Raw genomic sequence first — 328 nt, 5'->3', positions numbered from 1 at the left:
GCATACCGTCACGCTGTATGCAAAAGGGCTGACCTGCGAAGCCGACACCCTCGGCTCCTGTGGTTACGTTTATCTGGCTGTTTATCCGGCACAGGCACCCGCAACCACCTCATAACCCCGAAGCTCTCACCTTTAGCACTACCAGTTACAGAGAACTTAAGATGAAAACATTATCCGACACACATGTACGGGAGGTATCTCGCTGCCCGTCTCCCGTCACCATCTGGCAGACACTGCTCATCCGACTGCTGGACCAGCATTATGGCCTCACACTGAATGACACACCGTTTGCCGATGAACGTGTGATTGAGCAGCATATTGAGGCAGG

General features: G+C 53.4%; 2 protein-coding genes. Both read left to right on the top strand.

Translation table 11 applies throughout. The features are described 5' to 3' along the window. A partial coding sequence (locus HEN33_RS25665; RefSeq protein ID WP_089521489.1) for a type IV toxin-antitoxin system YeeU family antitoxin occupies positions 1–115 on the top strand: 115 nt, incomplete at its 5' end. Between the two features lie 46 nt (positions 116–161). After that, positions 162–328 (top strand): TA system toxin CbtA family protein (locus HEN33_RS25660; RefSeq protein WP_001470675.1); only part of this gene is annotated, 167 nt, incomplete at its 3' end.

The organism is Escherichia sp. 94.0001 (assembly GCF_013369155.2).
Classification (GTDB): Bacteria; Pseudomonadota; Gammaproteobacteria; order Enterobacterales; family Enterobacteriaceae; genus Escherichia; species Escherichia coli_F.
The sequence above is the reverse complement of the archived record's forward strand: the minus strand, read 5'-3'. Positions and strand labels throughout refer to the sequence as shown.